At 71.4% G+C, this 615-nt stretch carries 1 protein-coding gene and 1 pseudogene; both read right to left on the bottom strand.

The annotated features are described in order from the left end of the window. Positions 1 to 299: rRNA adenine N-6-methyltransferase family protein (locus AC1DY2_RS20450; protein ID WP_476764077.1), on the bottom strand; the 299-nt coding region annotated here is incomplete at its 3' end. Positions 300 to 412: 113 nt separating this feature from the next. After that, positions 413 to 615, bottom strand: a pseudogene (locus AC1DY2_RS20445) (rRNA adenine N-6-methyltransferase family protein); the annotation flags it as partial.

Below are 615 nucleotides of genomic sequence, written 5' to 3'. Positions count from 1 at the left end.
GGCAGCTGCTCGGCGAGGCGGCCGKCGATCTCGACGGCGATCACGGATGCCCCGGCCTCGAGCAGCCCGAGCGTCAGCGATCCGAGTCCGGGGCCGATCTCGAGCACGGTCTCGCCGCGTTGCACGCCGGCCGTCTGCACGATGCGCCGCACCGTGTTGGCGTCGTGCACGAAGTTCTGCCCGAGCTTCTTCGTCGGGGTGACGTCGAGCAGTTCGGCGAGATCGCGGATCTCGGAGGGGCCGAGCAGGCGCGGCGTGGGGTCGCCACCGCCATCGGCCTCWTGCCGGTGCGCGTTCACGCCGTCGACTCCCGCACGGCCTCATCATGCCACGGGCCGTACACGGCCACCGTGTTCGACGCGATCCGCGCGCACAACTCGTCGAGGTCGTCGCCGAGCACCTCGGCCACGAACCGCACSGTGTGCGGCAGCTGCTCGGCGAGGCGGCCGTCGATCTCGACGGCGATCACGGATGCCCCGGCCTCGAGCAGCCCGAGCGTCAGCGATCCGAGTCCGGGGCCGATCTCGAGCACGGTCTCGCCGCGTTGCACGCCGGCCGTCTGCACGATGCGCCGCACCGTGTTGGCGTCGTGCACGAAGTTCTGCCCGAGCTTCT

Source organism: Agromyces sp. P1_H4, assembly GCF_056405255.1.
The sequence above is the reverse complement of the archived record's forward strand: the minus strand, read 5'-3'. Positions and strand labels throughout refer to the sequence as shown.